The sequence below is a fragment of the Pseudomonas benzenivorans genome (assembly GCF_033547155.1).
In the GTDB taxonomy this organism is placed as follows: domain Bacteria; phylum Pseudomonadota; class Gammaproteobacteria; order Pseudomonadales; family Pseudomonadaceae; genus Aquipseudomonas; species Aquipseudomonas benzenivorans_B.
The window spans coordinates 1122263-1142002 of sequence record NZ_CP137892.1; the positions used below are offsets into that span (position 1 = coordinate 1122263).

The 19740-nt window shown below is 67.0% G+C and carries 15 protein-coding genes and 1 pseudogene; all 16 read left to right on the forward strand.

What is annotated here, in order from left to right; all coding sequences use genetic code 11:
• The first annotated feature begins 2 nt into the window (after positions 1-2).
• The 16 genes and pseudogenes from SBP02_RS05230 (at position 3) to SBP02_RS05300 (ending at position 19676) form a co-directional block, all read left to right on the forward strand.
• The gene (locus SBP02_RS05230; protein ID WP_318645340.1) at positions 3-506 is read left to right on the forward strand and encodes an Lrp/AsnC family transcriptional regulator; all 504 of its coding nucleotides are present in this window, start codon (positions 3-5) and stop codon (positions 504-506) included.
• A 933-nt stretch (positions 507-1439) separates the two neighbouring features.
• Complete coding sequence (locus SBP02_RS05235; RefSeq protein ID WP_318645341.1) at positions 1440-2909, forward strand: aldehyde dehydrogenase family protein; 1470 nt, start codon at positions 1440-1442, stop codon at positions 2907-2909.
• Positions 2910-3195: 286 nt separating this feature from the next.
• Positions 3196-3864 (forward strand): haloacid dehalogenase type II, encoded by a 669-nt coding sequence (locus SBP02_RS05240; protein ID WP_318645342.1) that lies wholly within the window; start codon positions 3196-3198, stop codon positions 3862-3864.
• A 26-nt stretch (positions 3865-3890) separates the two neighbouring features.
• Positions 3891-5165 carry an NAD(P)/FAD-dependent oxidoreductase gene (locus SBP02_RS05245; protein WP_318645343.1) on the forward strand — a complete coding sequence of 425 codons (1275 nt, stop codon included), beginning with the start codon at positions 3891-3893 and terminating at the stop codon, positions 5163-5165.
• 128 nt (positions 5166-5293) lie between these two features.
• Complete coding sequence (locus tag SBP02_RS05250; protein WP_318645344.1) at positions 5294-6949, forward strand: ABC transporter substrate-binding protein; 1656 nt, start codon at positions 5294-5296, stop codon at positions 6947-6949.
• Between the two features lie 72 nt (positions 6950-7021).
• The gene (locus tag SBP02_RS05255; RefSeq protein ID WP_318645345.1) at positions 7022-7975 is read left to right on the forward strand and encodes an ABC transporter permease; all 954 of its coding nucleotides are present in this window, start codon (positions 7022-7024) and stop codon (positions 7973-7975) included.
• Positions 7972-8898 (forward strand): ABC transporter permease, encoded by a 927-nt coding sequence (locus tag SBP02_RS05260; RefSeq protein ID WP_318645346.1) that lies wholly within the window; start codon positions 7972-7974, stop codon positions 8896-8898. Before SBP02_RS05255 ends, SBP02_RS05260 begins: the two co-directional genes overlap by 4 nt.
• Before the next feature lies 1 nt (position 8899).
• A complete protein-coding gene (locus SBP02_RS05265) occupies positions 8900-10729 on the forward strand; it encodes an ABC transporter ATP-binding protein (protein ID WP_318645347.1) in 1830 nt (609 codons plus the stop codon).
• Positions 10726-11034 (forward strand): (2Fe-2S)-binding protein, encoded by a 309-nt coding sequence (locus SBP02_RS05270; protein WP_318645348.1) that lies wholly within the window; start codon positions 10726-10728, stop codon positions 11032-11034. Before SBP02_RS05265 ends, SBP02_RS05270 begins: the two co-directional genes overlap by 4 nt.
• A complete protein-coding gene (locus SBP02_RS05275) occupies positions 11016-12440 on the forward strand; it encodes an FAD/NAD(P)-dependent oxidoreductase (protein WP_318645349.1) in 1425 nt (474 codons plus the stop codon). Before SBP02_RS05270 ends, SBP02_RS05275 begins: the two co-directional genes overlap by 19 nt.
• Complete coding sequence (locus SBP02_RS05280) at positions 12437-13591, forward strand: NAD(P)/FAD-dependent oxidoreductase (RefSeq protein WP_318645350.1); 1155 nt, start codon at positions 12437-12439, stop codon at positions 13589-13591. The genes SBP02_RS05275 and SBP02_RS05280 overlap by 4 nt, the downstream gene beginning before the upstream one ends.
• On the forward strand, positions 13588-14745 hold the full coding sequence (gene argE, locus SBP02_RS05285; RefSeq protein ID WP_318645351.1) for an acetylornithine deacetylase: 1158 nt from the start codon (positions 13588-13590) through the stop codon (positions 14743-14745). Before SBP02_RS05280 ends, argE begins: the two co-directional genes overlap by 4 nt.
• Positions 14746-15901: 1156 nt before the next feature.
• Positions 15902-16096: pseudogene (locus SBP02_RS20870) on the forward strand (HAMP domain-containing protein); the annotation flags it as partial.
• Positions 16091-16954: a methyl-accepting chemotaxis protein gene (locus SBP02_RS20875; protein ID WP_404824384.1), complete on the forward strand. Its 864-nt coding sequence runs from the start codon at positions 16091-16093 to the stop codon at positions 16952-16954. The pseudogene SBP02_RS20870 and the gene SBP02_RS20875, both read left to right, overlap by 6 nt.
• A 154-nt stretch (positions 16955-17108) precedes the next feature.
• Positions 17109-18572 carry an NAD-dependent succinate-semialdehyde dehydrogenase gene (locus SBP02_RS05295; RefSeq protein WP_318645353.1) on the forward strand — a complete coding sequence of 488 codons (1464 nt, stop codon included), beginning with the start codon at positions 17109-17111 and terminating at the stop codon, positions 18570-18572.
• Between the two features lie 24 nt (positions 18573-18596).
• The gene (locus SBP02_RS05300; RefSeq protein WP_318645354.1) at positions 18597-19676 is read left to right on the forward strand and encodes a tartrate dehydrogenase; all 1080 of its coding nucleotides are present in this window, start codon (positions 18597-18599) and stop codon (positions 19674-19676) included.
• The last annotated feature ends 64 nt before the right edge of the window (positions 19677-19740 follow it).

Below are 19740 nucleotides of genomic sequence, written 5' to 3' on the forward strand. Positions count from 1 at the left end.
ACATGCGACCCACGGCTCCCCTCGACCCGTTCGATATCAAGATTCTCGTGCATCTTCAGCGCGAGGGACGCTGTTCGAATGTCGATCTGTCGGCGGCCATCGCCCTCAGCGAGAGCCCGTGCCTGCTGCGCACCAAGCGCCTGCAGGATGCCGGCGTCATCCGCGGCTACCGCGCGGAGGTCGCCCTGGAGAAGCTGGGCAGCCACGTCATGGTGTTTTCCGAGGTGACCCTCAGCAGCCATCGACCCCGCGACTTCCGCAAGTTCGAAGCCAGGATCGGCAAGTACCAGGAGATCGTCGAGTGCTACAACGTCAGCGGTGGTTACGACTACCTGCTGAAAATCGTGGCGCCCAGCATCACCTGGTTCCAGGCGCTGATGGATCGGCTGCTGGAGGACGATATCGGCATCGAGAAATTCGCCAGCCGTATCGTCCTGCGCCAGCCGCTCGATCAGCGTGGCTATCCGCTCAATACCATCGCCAGCGGTAGGCCGGAGTGGGAGTGATCGAGTGGTGTATTGATGGGGTTCATCGCATTTTTGTGGATGCGTTTGGATGTTGCTGATGGCGCTTGGTCAAGTTGATTGGCGTGTCGATCTTCCGGTCTGGTTTCGCCCCTTACGGGCGAGTCACTTTCTCTTGCTTGCCCAAGAGAAAGTGACCAAAGAGAAGGGCACCCCATTCATACGGCCCCGGCTACGCCGGGGTCCCCTCGCTCCATCACCATTCCAGGGGCACGACCGGATGCGGCCCACCGACGAAGGGCCATCCCTGCCTAGGCGGCCCCGGCCATCGTGGCTCTCGCGACATCCATGTCGCTCAACCCCTTCCATGGTGATTCCACTCGGCCTCCTGAAGGGGACTTGGGCGTCGTCTGTGAGATCGCGCTTCAAGAGCAAAAGCCAGACGCCGCCGACTTTGATCTTCCGGAGATTTCGCAAGCTCGAGACCTGGTCCCGTCAGGAGGCCGAGTGAAGGTGTTGCGTAGGGGGACGAGCCGCAGGGATGCGGCGAGAGGCTTAATGGGCCATGGATGGCCCATGTAAGCCGGCCCCCGGAGCGGCGCTGGAGCGAGGGAAGTTTCGCGCAGTGAAACCCGAATGCCGGGTGCCCTTCTTTGGCACACCTTTCTTGGGCAAGCAAGAAAGGTGTGGCGCCCGTAAGGGGCGCAACCCAAACGTTCAGTAGACGCGGTCATGGATAGTGCTAAGCCGGTAAGCGCTCCTCCTCCAATTGGCACCCCGCCAATCCTCGTAAAACCCAATCGAAATAAGCTCCCAACGGACTATCGGTAGATTACGCGAGCGCAGGCCCGGCAGGCCGCAGCTACTGCTCTAGCGGGGGTAAAGGTCGGCAGCAAATATCTGCCGATTTTTTCTACGATGAGGGCCTGGCAATTCGTAGCCGAACCGGTGTTCGGCCCCTTTCCGGAGTCCCTTATGAACAGCTTCGACCCCAGCATCGTCAAGGTACGCAGTGCCCATTTCATTGACGGAACCTACCGCGACGGCCTGCCGGGGCTGGAGGTGGTGCGCCCGTCCGATGGTCAGTACTACGCGCCGTTGCCCATCGCCGACGTGGCGCTGGTCGACGAGGCGGTGGAGAACGCCTGGCAGGCCTTCTGCCGCAGCGACTGGGCGACCCGTCCGCCGCGCGAGCGCACCCGTGTGCTGCGCCGCTGGGCCGATCTGATCGAGGCCGATGCCGCGACCCTGGCGCCGCTGGAGGCGATCGGCTCCACCCGTCCGCACAAGGACGTGCTGGCCTGGGATATTCCCTACGTGGCTGAGGTGCTGCGCTTCTTCGCCGAGCTGGCGGACAAGCACGGCGGCCAGGTGGCGGCCACCCAGCACGATCGTCTGGGCATGCAGATCGCCGAACCCTACGGTGTGGTTGGGGCTATCGCGCCATGGAACTTCCCGCTGAGCATGGCCAACTGGAAGGTCGCACCGGCCCTGGCGGCTGGCAATGCGGTGGTGCTCAAGCCCTCGGAACTGACTCCGTTCTCCATCCTGCGCTATGCCGAATTGGCGGTGCAGGCGGGCCTGCCGCCAGGCATCTTCAACGTCGTGCAGGGCGACGGCCGGCTCACCGGCGATGCCCTGTGCCGCCATCCGCGTATCGGCAAGGTGACCTTCACCGGCTCCACCGGCACCGGTGCGAGCATCATGTCGACCTGCGCCAAGTTCGGCCCCAAGCCGGTCACCCTGGAACTCGGCGGCAAGAGCCCGCAGCTGGTGTTCGCCGATGTGCCGGACCTGCGCAAGACCGCCCTCAGCGTCGCCATGGGCATCACCGGCAACGCCGGTCAGGTCTGTGTCTCCGGTTCGCGGCTGATCATCGAACGCTCGATCCTCGAGCCCTTCGTCGAGTGCCTGCAGGGCTATTTCCGCGAGCTGCGCCCGGGGCATACCTGGTCGGCGGAGACCAGCCTGTCGCCGATCATCTCGCGCCAGCAGGGCGAGCGCATCGACGGCATCGTGCAGCGCGCGCGCCAGGCCGGTGCCGAGGTGCTGGAAGGCGGCGGCCCGATCGACGGCCTCGGCGGTGCCTACTACCAGCCCACCCTGTTGAGCGTGGCGGACAGCCGCAACCCGGCGGTGCTCGAGGAAGTGTTCGGCCCGGTGCTGACCATCCAGACCTTCGACGACGAACAGCAGGCGCTGCAGCTCGCCGAGCATCCCACCTACGGGCTGGCGGCCGGGGTGCATACCGCCGATCTCAACCGCGCCCTGCGCCTGGTGCGCAGCCTCGAGGTCGGCACGGTGTGGGTCAACCGCTACGGACGCAGCAACGACCACGTGCTGCCCACCGGCGGCTACAAGCGTTCGGGTATCGGCAAGGACCTGGGCAGCGAGGCGTTCGAGGCCAACCTGCGGCACAAGAGCGTGCTGATCGACATCGGTTGATTCTGCTGCGCTAGGACCGCAACGGGCGCCCAAATGGGCGCCCGTTTCGTTTGTGCAGCCCACAAAAGGCGCGTGGACCGCGGTTTTGCCCGCTTTGAGGGCGCCCCGCAAAGTCTGCTGAGGCCGGCCTGTAAAACGGCTTTTTGTGTCGAGGGGGCGGCGCTTTTAACCTCATCTGCTGGCGTCATGGTGCTGTAATGATCAGGCAGTGCAGCGCGACGTCAGAGTTTCCCGAGTGGAGTCGATGTTGACTGCAACAACTTCAACAAGACATCAGGACTGCGCCATGAGCTTTCTTCGCCCCAAGTACATCACCTTCGACTGCTACGGCACTCTGACCAACTTCCAGATGGGTCCGCTGACCCGCGAGCTGTTCGCCGACCGCGTGCCCGCCGAACAGATGGACCAGTTCGTCCAGGACTTCGCCGCTTATCGCCTGGATCAGGTGATGGGCGACTGGCGGCCCTATGATGAAATTCTCAAGACCGCCCTCGCTCGGGTGTGCAAGCGCTGGGGCGTCGAGTACCGCGGCGAAGGCCAGCTCTACTACGATGCCGTGCCGACCTGGGGCCCGCATGCCGATGTGACGGCCGGTCTGGCGAAGATCGCCGACAAGATTCCGCTGGTGATCATCTCCAACGCGATGGACGAGCAGATCATGTCCAACGTCGACAAGCTGGGTGTACCCTTCCACAAGGTCTACACCGCCCAGCAAGCCCAGGCCTACAAGCCGCGCCTGCAAGCCTTCGAATACCTGCTCGACAGCCTCGGCTGCGGCCCGGAAGACCTGCTGCACGTGTCCTCCAGCTTCCGCTACGACCTGATGTCGGCCCACGACATGAAGATCAAGAACAAGGCCTTCGTCGCCCGTGGTCACGAACAGCCGGGCAATGCCTGCTACGGCTACCACCAGATCTCCGACATCGGCGGCCTGCCTGCCCTGGTCGGTCTCTGATCGCCACTTCGCACGAGGAGCTGGAGATGCACAGCGATTCCTACTGGCTCGACACGGCGCCCGCCTTTACCGGGGCGCAGACCGGGGCGCTTCCGGCGCGGGTCGACGTGGTGGTCGTCGGCGGCGGCTTCACCGGCCTGTCGGCGGCCCGTGCGCTGGCCCTGAAAGGGGCCAGCGTGGCGGTGCTGGAGGCCGGCCGGGTGATCGGCGAGGCCTCCGGGCGCAACGGTGGTCATTGCAGCACCGGGGTCGCCCATGACTTCGCGGGGCTGGCCGCCAGCCTCGGCACCGAGCGGGCGCGCAGCTACTACCGCGCCTACGAGAGCGCGGTGCAGAGCGTGCTCGCACTGGTCGAGCAGGAGCGAATCGCCTGTGATCTCACCCGCAACGGCAAGCTCAAGCTGGCCGCCAAGCCCCAGCACTACGAGGGGCTGGCGCGGACCTGCGAGGTGATCCGTCGCGAGGTCGACGCCGAGGTCGAATTGCTGTCCGCCGAGCAGGTGCGCAGCGAAGTCGACTCGGCCGAGTTCCATGGCGGCCTGCTGCAGCGCAACGGGGTGCAGATGCACATCGGCCGCTTCGGCATCGGCCTGGCCGAAGCCGCTGCGCGCCATGGTGCGCTGGTCTACGAGCAGACCACCGTGCAGGGCTGGAAGGCCGCTGCCGGCGGCTACCGGGTCGATACCAGCCGCGGCAGCCTGCAGGCCGGCCAGGTGCTGATGGCGACCGGCGCCAGCCAGCACGGCGGCCTGGGCTGGTACCGGCGGCGCATCGTGCCAGTGGGCAGCTTCATCATCGCCACCGAGAAGCTGTCCGAGGCGATGGTCGAGCGGCTGCTGCCGCGGCGCCGCTCCTACGTCACCAGCCGCACCATCGGCAACTACTTCCGCCTCACCCCGGACAACCGCCTGCTGTTCGGCGGGCGGGCACGCTTCGCCATGTCCGGCGGCAGTTCCGACGTGAAGAGCGGCAAGGTGCTGCAGGCGGCGTTGACCCAGATGTTTCCGCAGTTGGCCCAGGTGAAAGTCGATTACTGCTGGGGCGGGTTGGTGGACATGACCTCCGACCGCCTGCCCCGCGCCGGCCAGCATGGCGGCGTATACCACTCCATGGGCTACAGCGGCCATGGGGTGCAGATGTCGGTGCACATGGGCCAGGTGATGGCCGAGGTGATGGACGGCAAGGCCGAGGCCAATCCCTGGGGCGAGTTGAGCTGGCCGGCGATTCCCGGCCACTTCGGCAAGCCATGGTTCCTGCCGTTGGTGGGCGCCTATTACCGGGTTCAGGATTACTTGCACTAAACGCCTTCAGGGTTAAGGAGAGTTACCGGCACCAGCGAGAGATTGTTGATTCACCGTCGTTTTGCGTTACCAGGTCGCTCCGCTCAAGCGGGCATTCGAACCTTCCCACTATCGACAGGTAGAACGATATGACTGACAACAAGAATAAAACCGAACCCCAGCTGATCAGTGGTCCGGAAAGCCAACGGATTTTCGAAGGACTCAATCGCGGCATGTCGCGCCGCGATGCGCTGCGCATGCTGGGTCTGGCCGGCATCGCCGCAGCCGGCGCAGGCAGCCTGTTCGGCCCAGCAGGCGAGGTATTCGCCTCGACTGCCACCGGCACCGGCACCGGCACCGGCAAGGGCAAGCGCGGTGGCCGCATCAAGGTCGCCAGCGCCACCAGTTCCACCGCCGATACGCTGGATCCGGCCAAGGGCGGGAACTACACCGACTACTGCCGCCACAACATGTTCTACAACGGCCTGACCACGCTGGACGATCAGCTGACGCCGCGCATGGCCCTGGCCGAATCGTTCGATACCAGCGACGCCATCTCCTGGACCATCAAGCTGCGCAAGGACGTGGTGTTCCATGACGGCAAGCCGTTCACCTCGGCCGATGTGATCTACTCGCTGAACCGTCACAAGGTGCCGGAGCTCGGTTCCAAGGTGCTGACCATCGCCAAGCAGCTCGAGGAGGTCAAGGCCGTCGGCCCGCACGAGGTGCAGATCCGCCTGAGCAGCCCCAACGCCGACCTGCCGGCCCTGCTCGCCACCACGCATTTCCTCATCGTGCGCGACGGCACCACCGATTTCACCCTTGCCAACGGCACCGGGCCGTTCAAGTGCGCCGAGTTCCAGCCGGGTGTGCGCTCGATCGCCAAGCGCAACGACAGCTACTGGAAGCCGGGTCTACCCTACCTCGACGAGATCGAGTTCTTCGCCATTCCCGACGAGGCGGCGCGCATCAGTGCCCTGCTGGCCGGTGACGTGGACCTGATCAACCCGATCAACCCGCGTTCGGTTTCGCGCATCCAGGACAACCCCAAGGTCTCCCTGATGGAGACCAAGACCGGTGGCTACACCAACCTGGTGCTGCGCGACGAGCTGGGCCCGGTGCAGAACCCGGACTTCGTCCTGGCCATGAAGCACCTGCTCGATCGCAAGCAGATCAATCGGGTCGCCTTCCGCGGTTACGGCGCCATCGCCAACGACCAGCCGATCGCCCCGAGCAACCGTTACTACTTCGCCGGTCTGCCGCAACGCGAGTTCGACCCGGAGAAGGCCAAGTTCCACCTGCAGAAATCCGGCATGGCCGGACGCACCCTGCCCCTGGTGTGTTCCGATGCTGCGACCGGCTCGGTGGATATCGCCCAGTTGCTGCAGCTGTCGGGCCAGCAGATCGGCCTCAAGCTCGATCTCAAACGCGTGCCGTCGGACGGCTACTGGTCCAACCACTGGATGAAGCACCCGCTGGGCTTCGGCAACATCGGTACGCGGCCCACCGCCGACCTGATGTTCAGCCTGTTCTTCCAATCCGACGCCGGCATGAACGAGTCGGGCTGGAAGAACGAGCAGTTCGACCAGCTGCTGCTTGCCGCCCGCGGCGAAACCGACGACGCCAAGCGCAAGCAGATGTACGCCGACATGCAGGTGCTGGTGCATGAGCACTGCGGTATCGGCATCCCGCAGTTCAACAGCAGCCTCGACGGCCACAACGCCAAGCTGAAAGGACTCTCGCCGCATCCGCTCGGCGGCCTGATGGGCTACATGTTCGCCGAACACGTCTGGCTGGATGCCTGAGCGCCGGTTCGCTAACCATGGCGCCGCCTGCAGGGAATCGCAGGCGGTGCCATAGAATAAAAGGGTTCAGTTATGAACAGCACTATTGCGCGCCTTGTTGCCAGTCGGCTGGCTATAGGTGTGCTCACACTGCTTATCGTGTCGCTGGTGGTGTTTTTTCTCACCAGCTTGCTGCCGGGTGATGCGGTTCAGGAACAGCTCGGTCAGGAAGCGACTCCAGAGGCGGTGGCGGCGCTGCGCGCGCTGTTAGGTCTGGACCAACCCCTGCACCTGCGTTACCTGAACTGGCTGGGCGGGTTGGTTACCGGCAATCCCGGAATTTCCCTGGTCAACGGCATGGCGGTCGACGAAATGATCGCGGGCCGGTTGCCCAATAGCCTGCGCCTGGCAGCGATCGCCGCGCTGGTCTCGGTGCCGCTGGCGCTGACCATCGGCATCCTCTCGGCGATGTACCGCGGCTCGATCTTCGACCGTTACAGCAACATGGCGGCGGTGTTCGCCGTGTCCGTGCCGGAATTTCTCATCGCCACCATCGCCGTGCTGATCTTCGCCGTGAAGCTGGGTTGGTTGTCGGCCTTGTCGCGCGACGTCGAGGTCGAGACCTTCGGCGAGCTGGTGCAGGTCTACGCCATGCCGGTGCTGACCCTGTGCTGCGTGCTGACCGCACAGATGGCGCGCATGACCCGCGCGGCGGTGATCGATCAGCTCAGCAGCTCCTATGTCGAAATGGCGATCCTCAAAGGGGCACGACCGATCCGCGTGGTGCTGCGTCATGCGCTGCCCAATGCGATCGGGCCGATCGCCAACGCCGTGGCGCTGAGCCTGTCGTACCTGCTCGGCGGCGTGGTCATCGTCGAGTCGATCTTCAACTATCCGGGCGTCGCGACGCTGTTGGTCAACGGCGTGATTACCCGTGATATCCCGCTGGTACAGGCGTGCGTGATGCTGTTTAGCCTTGGTTTTCTGGTGCTGGTGCTGCTCGCCGACCTCTGTGCAATCCTTTCCAACCCGAGGCTGCGTAAATGAAACCGAACACTATTCCACCGAAAGCGAGCGTAGCGGGCGGCAGGAGTAATGCGCTGCCGGCGGATGGGCTGGAGCACGACAAGGCGCCCGCCCAGGTGACCCGCAAGCGCCGCTTCTCGTTGTCCGTCGGCGGTGTCATCGGCCTGCTGCTCGTGGCGTTCTGGGGGTTGATGGCCTTCATCGGTCCGCTGATCGCGCCCCACGATGCCAACGCCCTGGTCAGCGACGACTTCTTCGGCCCGCTCAGCCTGGAGTATCCGCTGGGCACCGATTTCCTGGGCCGCGACATTCTCAGCCGGCTGCTGCACGGGGCGCCCTACACCATCGGCGTGGCGTTGCTGGGAACGGCGCTGGCCTGCACGGCCGGCCTGGTCCTGGCCCTGGTGGCGGCGGCCTCCGGTGGCTGGATCGATGCCGCCATCAGCCGCATCCAGGACACGCTGATCGCCATTCCCAACAAGATCTTCGCCCTGCTGATGGTGGCCTCGTTCGGCTCCTCGGTACCGGTGTTGCTGTTGATGGCCGCCTTCGCCTATATGCCGGGCTCCTTCCGTATCGCCCGTGCCTCGGCGGTGAACGTCATGACCATGGACTTCGTCCGGGTCGCCCGCACCCGTGGCGAGGCCATGCCCTACATCATCTTCATCGAGGTGCTGCCGAACATGCTGCGCCCGGTGATGACCGATTTCGGCCTGCGCTTCGTGTATGTGGTGCTGCTGCTCAGCGCGATGAGCTTCCTCGGCCTGGGCATCCAGCCGCCGGATGCCGACTGGGGCTCGCTGGTGCGCGAGAACATCCTCGGTCTGGGCGAGGGCGCTCCGGCCGTGCTGGTACCGGCGGTCGCCATCGCCACCCTGACCATGGGGGTCAACCTGCTCATCGACAGCTTCGGCGGTCGGTCCAAGCGCGAGACGGAGAAGTGAGATGAACGAAATCGTCAGGGTAAGCGGTCTGCGAGTGGCCGCACGCAACGAAGAAGGCATCGACGTCCCCATCGTGCACGGCGCCGATTTCAGCCTGAACAAGGGCGAGGTGCTGGCGCTGATCGGCGAGTCCGGCTCGGGCAAGAGCACCATCGCGCTGTCGCTGATGGGCTACGCGCGCGCCGGCTGCCGCATCGTCGGCGGTTCGGTGCGCATCGGCGACGTCGACGTGCTCAAGCTGTCGAACGCCGAGCTGGCCAAGTTGCGCGGCCGCACCGTGGCCTATATCGCGCAGAGCGCGGCCGCGGCGTTCAACCCGTCGAAGAGCATCATGGAACAGGTGATCGAAAGCGCCCTGATCCATGGCGTGCTGACGCGGCAGCAGGCGCAGGCCAAGGCGGTGGAGCTGTTTCGCGCGCTGGCGCTGCCGGAGCCCGAGCGCATCGGCGCGCGCTACCCGCACCAGGTCTCCGGCGGGCAGCTGCAGCGGCTGATGGCGGCCATGGCGCTGATCACCGATCCGGCGCTGGTGATTCTCGACGAGCCGACCACGGCGCTGGACGTCACCACCCAGATCGAAGTGCTGCGCGCGTTCAAGCAGGTGGTGCGCGAGCGCGACACCACGGCGATCTACGTGTCCCACGATCTGGCCGTGGTGGCGCAGATGGCCGACCGCATCATCGTCCTGCGCGATGGCCAGATCCAGGAGAACAGCCGCACCGAGCAGATCCTCGAAGAACCCGAGCACCCCTATACCCGCAGCCTGCTGGCGGCGATGAAGCCGGCGGCGAACACCGTGGGTGAACAGGAGATCGCTGCCGCGGAAGAGGGGCTGCTGCTCGAGGTGCGGGGCCTGGATATCTGCTACGGCAGCAAGCAGGTGCTGCACGGTGTCGATCTGAAGATCCGCCGCGGTGAGGCGGTGGGCGTGATCGGCGAATCGGGCTCGGGCAAGACCACTCTGGCGCAGGCCATCGCCGGCCTGGCCGAACCGTCCGCCGGGCAGATCCTGCTGGACGGCCAGCCGCTCAGCCGCTCGCTGGCCGGGCGCACGCGCGAGCAGTTCCGCCGCGTGCAGTACGTGTTCCAGAACGCCGACACCGCGCTCAATCCCAAGCACAGCATCGAGGATATCCTCGGCCGCCCGCTGCGTTTCTACCACGGCATGAAGGGCGCGCAGCAGCGACGACGGATGGCCGAGCTGCTGGACCTGGTGCAGCTGCCGGCGAGCATCGCGCAGCGCCGCCCGGGCGAGCTGTCCGGCGGCCAGAAGCAGCGCATCAACCTGGCGCGGGCGCTGGCGGCGGAGCCGGATCTGATCCTCTGCGACGAGGTCACCTCGGCGCTGGATACGGTGGTCGGCGCCGCGATCCTCGAGTTGCTGCGCGACCTGCGTCGCGAGCTGGGGGTCTCCTACCTCTTTATCAGCCACGACATCTCCACCGTGCGCGCGCTGTGCGACGACATCGTGGTGATGTACAGCGGACACAAGGTCGAGGCGGGCAACCAGCAGGCCTTCGCCCAGGTGCCGTTCCACCCCTACACCGACCTGTTGATCAACTCGGTGCCTGAGCTGCGCCAGGGCTGGCTGGAGAGCTGCGGGGCCAACTACGCCGCGTTGCCGCGAATCGGCGAGCCGGCCGCCGGGGTCAAGCTCTGCCCCTTCCTCAACCGTTGCCCGGTGCGGGTCGACGGCCTGTGCAATCGCAGCATGCCGCCGCGCAGCGGCATCGCCGGCGGCAGCGAGGTGCTCTGCCACCACGGCAGCGCCGAGCTGCTCAAGGCGCAGCAGGGCGTGAATAGCATCAAGCTGGTGGGTACCTACGCGTGAGCGGGCGTTTCATGCGCTTGGCCGAACTCGATCGACCGACGGTCAGGCTGATGGTCGACGGCGAGCCGGTCGAGGCCTTGCAGGGCGATACCCTGATGGTGGCACTGTTGACCCGGGTGGCGGCGTTGCGCCAGTCGGAGTTCGACCCGGGGAGTCGCGCCGGATTCTGTCTGATGGGCGCGTGCCAGGACTGCTGGGTCTGGACCCGCAGCGGCGAGCGCCTGCGCGCCTGCTCCAACGAAGTCCGCGAAGGGCTGGATATCGTCACCAGGGAACCGGAGGCGGTATGGCCATTGCGCGGCTGAAAGATCTTCACAACGAGGAGGTGCGCGTCGTGATAGTCGGTGCCGGCCCGGCCGGCACCCGCTGCGCCGAGACCCTGGTGGCCGCCGGCATCCGGCCGATCGTGCTGGACGAAAATCGCCGCGACGGCGGGCAGATCTACCGCCGCCAGCCCGAGGGTTTCCGCCGCGATTACGCCACCCTCTACGGCAGCGAGGCGGACAAGGCCAAGGCGCTGCACGACAGCTTCGACCGCCTGCGCGAGCAGATCGACTACCGCCCCGACACCCTGGTCTGGAGCCTGACTCCGGGGCAACTGCATTGTGTCAGCCAGGGCAGGCACACGAGCGTCGATTACGACGCACTGATTCTCTGCACCGGCGCCACCGACCGGCTGATGCCGGTCGCGGGTTGGCAACTGGCCGGCGCGTACAGCCTGGGCGGCGCGCAGATCGCCCTGAAGGCGCAGGCGGTGGCCATCGGCCGGCGGGTGGTGTTCATGGGCAGTGGGCCGCTGCTGTATCTGGTCGCCAGCCAGTACCTCAAGGCCGGCGCCGAGGTGGCCGCGGTGCTCGACACTTCGCCGCTGCGCAAGCGCATCGCGGCCCTGCCCAAATTGCTCGCCCGCCCCGCGGTGCTGTTCACTGGGATGAAGCTGTTGGCCAAGCTCTATCTGGCACGAATCCCGCTGCACCTGGGGGTCGTCCCCCAGCAGGTGCTGGGCGATGCGGCCAGCGGCGTCAGCGGCGTACGGGTGCGCACCGCACCGGGCGACAGCCTGCAGATCGACTGCGATGCGGTCGCCCTCGGCTATCACCTGCGCCCGGAAACCCAGTTGGCCGACCTGGCCGGTTGCCGTATGCGCTTTCATGAACCCTCGCAGCAGTGGGTGCTGGACATCGACGAACAGGGACGCACCTCGGTCGAGGGCGTGTATGCCGCCGGCGATGGTACGCGCATCCGCGGCGCCGACGCCGCCGAGCATGCCGGACGCCTGGCCGCCATGGCGCTGCTGCAGGACATGGGGCAGCAGGTCAGCGGCGAGGCACTGGCCCAGCAGAGAAGGGCCTTGGCGGTGATGGAGCAGTTCAGCCGCGGCCTGTACCAGGCCTTTCCCTGGCCGGCGGGTCAAGCCGGCGCGCTGGCGGACGCGGCGATCGTCTGCCGCTGCGAGATGATCAGCGCCGGCGAGCTGCGCGACGCGGTGCGCGCGAAGGGCGCCTGCGAGGTCAATCGCGCCAAGGCCTTCAGCCGGGTCGGCATGGGCCGCTGTCAGGGCCGCTACTGCTCGCAGGTCGGTGCCGAGGTGATCGCCGCGGCGGCTGGCGTCCCCGTCGAGTCGGTCGGCCGTCAGCGTGGTCAGGCACCGGTCAAGCCGCTGTCGATGCTGACCGAGGACATCAAGCAGGTCGATGAGGTGTCGCCGTGAGCGTCGAACAAACCGATGTACTGATAGTCGGCGGTGGCCTGATGGGTGCGGCCTCGGCATTTTTCCTGCGTCGGCGCGGGCGCTCGGTGGTGCTGCTGGAGCGGGACATGATCGGCCAGTACGCCAGCGGGGTGAACTTCGGCAATGTGCGCCGCCAGGGGCGTTTCCTCGGCCAGCTGGCGCTGGCCAACCGCTCCTTCGCGCTGTGGAAGCGCCTGCCGCAGCTGATCGACGACGACCTGGAGTTCATTCCCAGCGGGCACCTACGGGTCTGCTACCGCGAGGACGAGATCGCCGAGCTGGAGGCCTACGCCGCGGCGCCCGAAGCGCGCGAGCTGGATCTGCAGATCTATAGCGGCCGCGAGTTGCACGAGCGCTTCCCGTTCCTCGGCCCGGAGGTCAAGGGCGGCTCCTACGCGCCGCACGACGGCCACGCCAACCCGCGCCTAGCCGCCCCGGCCTTCGCCCGCGCCGCGCGCCGCGCTGGCGCGCGTATCGAGGAGCGTTGCGAAGTGACCCGGGTGCAGAAGGTTGGCGGGCAATTCCAGGTGACCACCAGCGATGGTCGCCGGTATTGCGCCGAGCAGCTGTTGATCACCGCCGGCGCCTGGGGCGAGAAGCTCTCCGCGCAGTTCGGCGAGCCGGTGCCGCTGATCACCAAGGGCCCGCAGATGTCGGTCACCGAGCCGGTGCCCTATGCGCTGAAAACGGTGATCGGCGTGTACACCAAGCACCCCGAGGAAGTGCTGTACTTCCGCCAGATCCCCCGCGGCAACATCATCATCGGCGGCTGCCACCACACCCAGCCGGACATGCTTGAGCGCCGCGCCCAGTTCGATCCGCAGAGCCTGCTCAAGCAGATGCAGCAGATGCGCCGGCTGGTGCCGCAGATGGCCAAGCTGAACATCATCCGTACCTGGAGCGGTATCGAGGGCTACGTCGCGGACTCCCTGCCGGTGATGGGCCCCAGCGGCCAGGTCGACGGACTCTATTACGCCTTCGGCTTCAGCGGCCACGGCTTCCAGCTCGGCCCAGGCGTGGGCGACTCGATGGCCGAGTTGATCAGTACCGGCAGTACCAGTACATCCATCGCGCCTTTTCACATCGGGCGTTTCGCCGATTACACCGAGCAGCAGAGGAGAGCATCATGAGAGCCCGGGCGCTGGACATCCTCAAACGGCTGATCGCCTTCGATACCGTCTCCGCGGAATCGAACCTGGTGCTGATCGACTACGTTCGCGAGCTGCTGGCGAGCAAGGGCATCGAGTCGCTGATCGTCAAGGACGAGAGCGGGCGCAAGGCCAACCTGTTCGCCAGCGTCGGCCCGCGCGACGTGCCGGGGGTGCTGCTGTCCGGGCATACCGACGTGGTGCCCGCCGCCGGCCAGGCCTGGACGCTGCCGGCGTTCCAGGCGACGGTGAAGGACGGGCGCATCTACGGCCGCGGCAGCTGCGACATGAAGGGTTTCATCGCCCTGGCCGTCGACGCCATGCTCGATGCCGCCGACAGCTCGCTGAGTCGCCCCCTGCAGCTGGCCCTGTCGCATGACGAGGAGATCGGCTGCGTCGGCGTGCGCCGCCTGCTCGACGTGCTGCACCTGACGCCGGTGCGACCGATGCTATGCATAGTCGGCGAGCCGACCGAGATGCAGTTCGTCCTCGGCCACAAGGGCAAGGGCTCCTACCGCGCCCTGTGCCGCGGCCAGGAGGCGCATTCCTCGCTGGCGCCGCGCTCGGCCAACGCCATCCACCTGGCCTGCGACTTCATCGCCACGCTGCGCGAAGGGCAGCGTCGTCTTGAGCAGCAGGGCGCGCACGACGCCGCCTACGACGTGCCCTACAGCACCGTGCATGTCGGCCAGATCGCCGGCGGCAAGGCGCTGAACATAGTGCCGAACCTGTGCAGCCTGGATTTCGAGGTGCGCAACCTGCCGGCCGACGACCTCGACCAGTTCATCGAGCGGATGCGCGAGCAGGCCGAGGCGATAGTCGCCGAGGCCAGGCGCCTGTCGTCCGTCGCGGCCATCGAGATCGAGACGCTGAACGTCTATCCCGGCCTCGATACCCACCCCAGCGTCGAGGCCGTGCGCTTCTTGAAGAACTTCGCCCCGGCGGATACCGGCAGCGCCAAGGTGTCCTTCGGCACCGAGGGCGGGCTGTTCAGCCAGCGCCTGGACGTGCCGGTGGTGGTCTGCGGTCCCGGCTCCATCGAGCAGGCGCACAAGCCCGACGAATTCGTCGAGTTGAGCCAGATGGACGCCGGCGAGCGCTTTCTCGACGGCCTGCTGGGTTCGCTCAAGGCCTAGTCGGCCGCGCGCGAACCGACTGTCGTACGCCTGTAGGAGCGGATTTATCCGCGAAGCCGGGGGGAGATCGCGGCATCTGCCAATAACGGGAACATCGCCAGAAACCATAACCCTAAAAGCCGGACCGACGAGCCTGCTCGCGGGCCCGAGCGCAGCCGGAAGCCCTGCCATGAACGTTCTGCAACGCCTGTCCTTCACCGGCAAGTTCGTCTTGCTCGGTACGCTGGCCCTCGGCCTGATCCTGGTGCCGACCAGCTTGTATCTGCTCGATACGCTGAAAAGCGGCCGCCAGGCCGAGCGTGAGCTGCGCGGCGTGGCGCCGGTGCGGGCGCTGCTGCAGCTGGTCGCGCTGACCCAGCAGCACCGCGACCTGAGCGCCAGCCTGCTCGGCGGTGACGCCAGCCTGCAGGCGGCGCGCCAGGCCAAGCAGGCCGAGCTGCAGCGCGCCTTCGAGGCGGGCGAGCAGGCGCTGCACGCGGCCGATGTCGGCGCCGATCTGTTGGCCACCTGGCAGCAGCTGGGCGAGCAATGGCGCGAGTTGTCCGCGCAGCTCGAGCAGGGCGAGCTCGGCGCCCGGCAAAGCCTGCAACACCATGGGCAACTGATCGCCGCCAGCCTGCTGCTCGAGGATGCGCTGCTCGATCGCTTCGAGCTGGCCCTGGATCCGGTTCTGGATACCTATTCGCTGATGAACGCGGCGCTGATCGAGATGCCGCAGGCGGCCGAGCTGTTCGGCCGGCTGCGCGGCTACGGCGCGCTGTATCTGGCCCAGGGGCACATCCTGCCGGAGCAGCAGGGTGCGCTGATGGGGCTCAGTGCCCAGGCGCTGGCCAGCGCCGAGCGGATGAGCCGCGCCTTCGCCAAGGCGACGGCCGCCGACCCGGCGCTCGCGGCCCTGCTGGAGGCGCCGCTGCAGGCGTTGAACGCGCAGTCGCAGCAGGCCCTGGAATTGACCGACCAGCAGCTGATCTCGGCGCTGGAGCTGGATTTCTCCAGCGGCGGGGCCGGCCTGAAGCTGAGCTACCCGCTGGCCGATTACCTGGCCGCCTATGCGCGGCCGATCGACGGCCTGCAGGCCATCGGCGACGCCGCCCTGGCCGCGCTCGAGCAGAAACTGGGCGAACGGCGTGACGACCATCGCCGCCACAGCCTGCTGATGTCCGCCGCGCTGCTGACGTTGCTGCTGCTCGGCGGCGGCGTCGCGGCGTTGATCGTGCTGCGCCTGCTCGCCCAGCTGAACGAGGCCATGGCCGCCGCCGAGCGCATCGCCAAGGGCGACCTGAGCCGGCCGCTGACCAGTGTCGGCAGCGACGAGGCGGCGCGCCTGCTGCAGGCGCTGCAACGCATGCAGAGCGACCTGCGCGCCACGGTCGAGCAGATCGTCAGCTCCTCGCAGCAGCTGGCCAGCGCCTCGGGGGAGTTGAGCACGGTGACCGAGGGCGCGTCCCAGGGCCTGCAACGCCAGTGCGAGGAGCTGGACCAGGCCGCCACCGCCGTCACCGAGCTGACCACCGCCATCGAAGAGGTGGCGCGCAACGCGGTATCCACCGCCGAGGTGTCGCGTTCGGCCGACCAGTGCTCGCGCCAGGGCCAGGACAGCGTGGTCCGCACCGTCGCGGCCATCGAGGCCCTGGCCGCCGACATCGAGCGGACCGCGCAGGCGCTGCAGGCCCTGGCCGGGTACATCGACGACATCGGTTCGGTGCTGGACGTGATCCGCGCCATCGCCGAGCAGACCAACCTGCTGGCCCTGAACGCGGCGATCGAAGCGGCCCGGGCCGGCGAAAGCGGCCGCGGTTTCGCCGTGGTGGCCGACGAGGTGCGGGCCCTGGCCCGGCGTACCCAGGACTCCACCCAGCAGATCGAAAGCATCATCGGCGCGGTGCAGCAGGGCAGCCAGCAAGCGCTGCAGGCCATGCGCAGCAGCGACGGGCGAACCCGCGAGACCCTGGAGGTGGCCCGCGCCGCCGGCGCGGCGCTGCAACGCATCGTCGGCGCCATCACCGAGATCAACGAGCGCAACCTGTGCATCGCCAGCGCCACCGAGCAGCAATCGCAGGTGGCGCGCGAGGTGGATCGCAACCTGCTGAATATCCGCGAGGTCGCCGCGCTGACGTCCAGCGGCGCCGATCGGACCCAGGCGTCCAGCCGCCAGCTCGCCGGGCTGGCCGGGGAAATGAGCGAGATGGTGCGCCACTTCGTGGTCTGAAACGGCGCCGCGTGCGCCCCTGGTCGAGCCTCGGCAGAGCCTGCCGTTGGCGGACGAATTTCAGCATCCCCCTCACTGCTCGGCAGGTGCTTTCAGCATCCTCGCCTGTAGCGACTCAATAGACTGAAGACTGTCTCGGAACAGGACTCGACCCATGTTGAAGAATCGTCTGAAAGATCCCAGCCTGTTGGTGGAACACGCCTATATCGATGGCCAGTGGGTAGGCGCCGACAACGCCGCCACGCTGGACGTGATCAACCCCGCCAGCGGCGAGTGCATCGCCCGGGTTCCGGCCCTGCAGGGCGGCGAAACCCGCCGCGCCATCGAGGCCGCCGAGCGCGCCTGGCCGGCCTGGCGCGCGCGCCCCGCCGCGGAACGTGCGGCGCTGCTCGAGCGCTGGTATCAGGCCATGCTCGACAACCTCGAGGACCTGGCGCTGATCATGACCTGCGAGCAGGGCAAGCCGCTGGCCGAAGCCCAGGGCGAGATCCGCTACGGCGCCAGCTTCGTCAAGTGGTTCGCCGAGGAGGCGCGCCGCGTCTATGGCGAGACCATTCCCGCGCCCAGCGGCGATCGTCGCCTGCTCACCCTGAAGCAGCCGGTTGGGGTGTGTGCGGCCATCACGCCGTGGAACTTCCCCAATGCGATGATCACCCGCAAGTGCGCGCCGGCCCTGGCGGCCGGCTGTCCGATCGTGGTCAAGCCCTCCGACCTGACCCCGCTGTCGGCGCTGGCGCTGGCGGTGCTGGCCGAGCGCGTCGGCATTCCGGCCGGGGTGTTCAACGTGGTCACCGGCATGCCGGCCGGTATCGGCGAAGAGCTGACCGGCAACCCGACCGTGCGCAAGATTTCCTTCACCGGCTCGACCGCCGTGGGCAGCCTGCTGATGCGCCAGAGCGCCGAGCAGATCAAGCGCCTGAGCCTCGAGCTGGGCGGCAATGCGCCGTTCATCGTGTTCGACGATGCCGACCTCGATCAGGCGGTCGCCGGCGTCATGCAGAGCAAGTTCCGCAACGCCGGGCAGACCTGCGTCTGCGCCAACCGCATCCTGGTCCAGGACGGCATCTACGAGCGCTTCGCCGCGCGCCTGGTGGAGGAGGTGGGCAAGCTCAAGGTCGGCGACGGCCTGGCGGCCGGCACCACCATCGGCCCGCTGATCAACGCCGCGGCGGTGAGCAAGGTCGCTCGTCACATCGACGATGCCCTGAGCCAGGGCGCCCGCCTGCTCTGCGGCGGCATGCCCGAAGGCGACGGTCAGTTCGTCCGCCCGACCGTGCTGGCCGAGGCCCATCCCGGCATGTTGCTGGCCAACGAGGAAACCTTCGGCCCGGTCGCGCCGCTGATGCGTTTCTCCACCGAGGAAGAGGCGCTGGCCATGGCCAACGCCACGCCCTATGGCCTCGGCGCCTACTTCTTCACCCAGGATCTGCGTCGTTCCTGGCGTTTCGCCGAGGGGCTGGAGTTCGGCATGGTCGGCCTCAACACCGGGCTGATCTCGATGGAAGTGGCGCCGTTCGGCGGCGTCAAGCAGTCGGGCCTGGGCCGCGAGGGCTCCAAGTACGGGCTGGACGAATATCTGGAAATCAAGGCGTTCCACATCGGTGGGCTGCTGGGCTGAGGCGACTCCTAGGGGACGAAAGGCATGAGCAAGACATACAGAATCGCCGCGATCGCCGGCGACGGCATCGGCAAGGAAGTGCTGCCCGAGGGGCTGCGCGTGCTGGAGCAGGCCGCGCGCAAGTGGGACCTGGACCTGAGCATCGAAGTGCTCGAGTGGGCCAACTGCGATTACTACCTGGAGCACGGGCAGATGATGCCCGAGGACTGGTTCGACCGGCTCAAGGGCTTCGACGCCATCTACTTCGGCGCCGTCGGCTGGCCGGACAAGGTGCCGGATCACATCTCGCTGTGGGGCTCGCTGCTCAAGTTCCGCCGCGACTTCGACCAGTACGTGAACATCCGTCCGGTGCGTCTGTTCCCCGGCGTGCCGTGCCCGCTGGCCGGGCGCGAGGCGGGCGACATCGACTTCGTGGTGATCCGCGAGAACACCGAGGGCGAATACTCCTCGGTGGGCGGCAGGATGTTCGAGGGCACCGACAACGAGCTGGTGCTGCAGGAGGCGGTATTCACCCGCCGCGGCGTCGACCGCATTCTCAAGTTCGCCTTCGACCTGGCGCAGACCCGTCCGCGCAAGCGCCTGACCTCGGCGACCAAGTCCAACGGCATCTCCATCAGCATGCCGTACTGGGACGAGCGCACCGAGCGCATGGCCGAGCACTACCCCGAGGTGAGCTGGGACAAGCAGCATATCGACATTCTCTGCGCGCGCTTCGTGCTGCAGCCGGATCGCTTCGACGTGGTGGTGGCCTCCAACCTGTTCGGCGACATCCTCTCCGACCTCGGCCCGGCCTGCGCCGGCACCATCGGCATCGCGCCGTCGGCCAACCTGGACCCGGAGCGGCGCTTCCCCTCGCTGTTCGAGCCGGTGCATGGCTCGGCACCGGACATCTACGGCCAGAACATCGCCAACCCCATCGCGATGATCTGGTCCGGCGCGCTGATGCTGGACTTCCTCGGTGCTGGCGACGAGCGTTACCGCGCCGCCCACGACGGCATCCTCAAGGCCATCGAGCGGGTCATCGCCGAAGGTCCGATCACCCCCGATCTCGGCGGCCAGGGCTCAACCCAGGATGTCGGCAAGGCGATCGCTGCGCTGCTCTGAACCCTGTGTGTGTTGTCACCCTTTTAGCCCGTTCATGCTGCGGGCTTTTTTTTGCGTATAGATG